At 50.8% G+C, this 3,137-nt stretch carries 3 protein-coding genes; 2 read left to right on the top strand and 1 reads right to left on the bottom strand.

Annotation, left to right across the window (positions count from 1 at the left end; translation table 11 throughout):
* Positions 1–159: 159 nt before the first annotated feature.
* Positions 160–1,266, bottom strand: a complete 1,107-nt coding sequence (gene recA, locus NG833_RS28550) for a recombinase RecA (RefSeq protein ID WP_015146854.1) — start codon at positions 1,264–1,266, stop codon at positions 160–162.
* Positions 1,267–1,374: 108 nt separating this feature from the next.
* Here recA and NG833_RS28545 point away from each other — a divergent pair, with 108 nt between their 5' ends.
* Positions 1,375–1,572, top strand: a complete 198-nt coding sequence (locus NG833_RS28545) for a hypothetical protein (RefSeq protein ID WP_254568655.1) — start codon at positions 1,375–1,377, stop codon at positions 1,570–1,572.
* Positions 1,573–1,707: 135 nt separating this feature from the next.
* A complete protein-coding gene (gene xseA / locus NG833_RS28540) occupies positions 1,708–2,940 on the top strand; it encodes an exodeoxyribonuclease VII large subunit (RefSeq protein ID WP_254568654.1) in 1,233 nt (410 codons plus the stop codon).
* Positions 2,941–3,137: the final 197 nt, after the last annotated feature.

The following is a 3,137-nucleotide window of genomic DNA, read 5'->3' as shown; positions in this document are numbered from 1 at the left end:
TTATGCACCAAACCCGGTTTCTGGTGCCCTTGAAGTGGGTGTTTTTGACTCCCTTGCAGTGGGTTAGAAACCGGGTTTCTTTCGTAAATTTAGGCGATGTGGCAAAAGTTATGCACCAAACCCGGTTTCTGGTGCCCTTGCTAGAGAGTGTTTACAGATTTAATCCGCATCCTCCTCATCCACATACTCGACTTCATAACCATCTCCATCAATGTCATCATCACCATCTCGATTAGAATGACCCACCGAGTTGGCAGAAACCACCGCGCCGAGTTCTAACTGTTCTCGCACCTTCTTCTCAATTTCGTTGGTGATGGGGAGATTTTCTTCCAGATACTTCAGAGAATTATCCCGTCCTTGACCGATATTATCTCCGTTGTAGCTATACCAAGCGCCTTTACGATTAATCACGCCGGTTTCTTCTGCCAAATCAATCAAGCATCCCATATTAGAAATGCCCTTGCCGAACAAAATATCAAATTCAGCAATCCGGAAGGGTGGCGCAACTTTATTTTTTGCCACCTTGACTTTAGCCCGAATTCCATATTCTTCCGTGCCTTTTTTCAAGGTTTGAATCCGGCGGATATCTAAACGGACCGATGCGTAAAACTTGAGTGCATTTCCCCCGGTGGTGGTTTCCGGGTTGCCGTAACCGCCAATTTTTTGCCGTAACTGGTTGAGGAAAATCACTGTACAGCCGGATTTACCAATATTTCCGGTAATTTTCCGCAACGCATGACTCATCAACCGTGCTTGTAACCCGATGGTGGGGTCGCCCATTTGGCCCTCGATTTCCGCCCGAGGGACTAGGGCCGCCACGGAGTCAATCACCACGAGGTCCACTGCTGCCGATCGCACTAACTGGTCCGCAATTTCTAGGGCCATCTCTCCCGTATCCGGTTGAGACACGAGTAAATTTTCGATATCAACCCCCACTTTCGCGGCATAACTCGGGTCTAGGGCGTGTTCCGCATCCACAAAAGCAGCTAGTCCCCCAGCTTTTTGAACTTCTGCAAGCGCGTGGAGTGCCAGGGTGGTTTTACCGGCACTTTCTGGTCCATAAATCTCAATAACACGGCCTTTTGGTAACCCGCCACCCAGGGCTAAATCGAGAGTAAGCGCCCCTGATGGAATCGTTTCGACCCTCATCTTGGTGGCATCTCCCAGGCGCATAATCGCCCCTTTGCCAAAGCTGCGCTCAATTTGGGAAAGCACCACTTTTAGGGCCTTGTCTTTTTCAGAATTCGCTGTGCTTGCTGTAGCCATTATCTTATTTTGGGACTTGCAGATTGGGTATGTTGACTATCTATTCTACATTACTTCAGCTTGGGCTGGAGGGGGGGCATCAAAGGTTAAAATTGTTTTAAAAATGGAGTGGCTTCTCCCCCAGGTGGCCGCCATGCTGGAAACGCTATAAAAGTCTTGCTGATTATAGCTTTTATTCTTGATACGGAATCCGGTTGTCAAAGGTCTGTCAAAACCCGCACCCTGAAGGGTGGAGGCTCACAGGACGAAGCCCGCCTGCGCGGGCTAAAAACGACAACGGACTTTTACCAACCGGATTTGGTATGAGTCCCTGCTCACCCTCGCTCAGAACTACTCCCGGACTTAGGGAGAGTGGGAGAATCTCCCCTAAATGTAGAGGCGATTCGCGAATCGCCTCTACATTTAGGGTTTAATGTTAAAGATTGCGTAAGTCCTGTGCTCATGAATCAGTCAAACGCTTATCAAATGCTGACGGATACGGCCCTCTCGGTGGCTGGATTGACCGCCTACATCCAAGAGTTGTTGGAGTTGGATACGCAACTGCGGCAAGTCTGGGTAATGGGGGAGGTTTCGAGTGCCAATCACCATCGCAGTGGGCTGTTTTTCACGTTGCAGGAACCGGATGGGAGTGCGGCGATTCGCTGTGTGGTTTGGAATTCTCAACTTGGAAAGTTGGTGCAGACGCCTTCAAGGGGGGAGCAAATTTTGGTGTTGGGTAGTATTCGGATTTATCCGAAGCGGGGAGAGTATCAGCTAACGGTGTGGCAGGGGTTTCCGGCAGGGGAAGGGTTGCAGGCCCTGCGTTATCGCCAGTTGCGATCGCGCTTGGAAACCGAAGGGTTATTTGATGCAGATAGAAAGCGCCGGTTACCGCGTCATCCGCAGATTATTGCGGTAGTAACGTCTCCCCAGGCGGCAGCATGGGGGGATATTCAGCGGACTCTCAATCAACGTTATCCGGGATTACGAGTGTTGCTGTCTCCGGCAACAGTTCAGGGGGAATTGGCCCCTGCTTCTATTGCTTCGGCGATCGCCCGGGTGGAGGCGGATCATCGCGCGGAGGTGGTGATTTTGGCCCGGGGTGGGGGCGCTTCGGAGGATTTGGCCTGTTTTAATGATGAACGAGTGGTGAGGGCAATTTCACAATGTTCGATTCCGGTGATTACGGGAATTGGACATGAACGAGATGAATCTCTGGCGGATTTAGTCGCGGATGTTAGAACTTCTACTCCCACTGCTGCGGCTGAAATTGTGGTGCCAGAATTGGCGAGTTTGTATGCAGAACATCGGTACCGGGTGGAACGGGTAAAAGCGGCGATGGTTGAGCAGATGGCGCAGGAAGTCGAAGGGATTAATCAGTTGCGATCGCGGTTGTATCGGTTACCGTTAGAACGACAGCTTAAGGAAGATTGGCAATCGCTGCAATGGTTGCAAAAACGCCTGGTGCAAGCGACGTTACAGCAGGGCGACTGGGCGCAACAGCGTTGTGAGTTGTTACGGCAAAAGTTAGGAACGTTGGACCCGCAAAAGGTGTTACAACGGGGGTATGCGGTGTTGAAGAAAGAGGATGGGGCGATCGCACGCAGTAGCAGGGAGTTAGTGCCTGGGGAGGAGGCAGTCGTGCAACTGGCTCAAGGTCAGGTGAAGGTGCAAATTACGGAGATTTTGGACTAATGTTTTATTCAAGCACCCGTTGCAACGGGTGCTTGATGTCAGGACTTACGCATTTGGTAAGGGAACTCCAAAAAATAAAACCTTCAAAAAACCCGCAGGCTCAAGCCTGGAGCTACACGGACAAAGCCCGCCTGCGCGGGCTAAAAGAGCCTTGTTAGGTGCGATCGCATCAAAGCAAGGATGATTTATTTGTTGGA

This window comes from Oscillatoria sp. HE19RPO (assembly GCF_024220515.1).
Lineage (GTDB): Bacteria > Cyanobacteriota > Cyanobacteriia > Cyanobacteriales > Laspinemataceae > Laspinema.
Note: the sequence above shows the minus strand (reverse complement) of the source record. Positions and strands in the feature narration are given on the sequence as shown.

Excerpts from the sequence above, each read along its gene's own strand:
- xseA (WP_254568654.1), top strand. The coding sequence starts at position 1,708 with ATGAATCAGTCAAACGCTTATCAAATGCTGACGGATACGGCCCTCTCG.
- recA (WP_015146854.1), bottom strand. The coding sequence starts at position 1,266 with ATGGCTACAGCAAGCACAGCGAATTCTGAAAAAGACAAGGCCCTAAAA.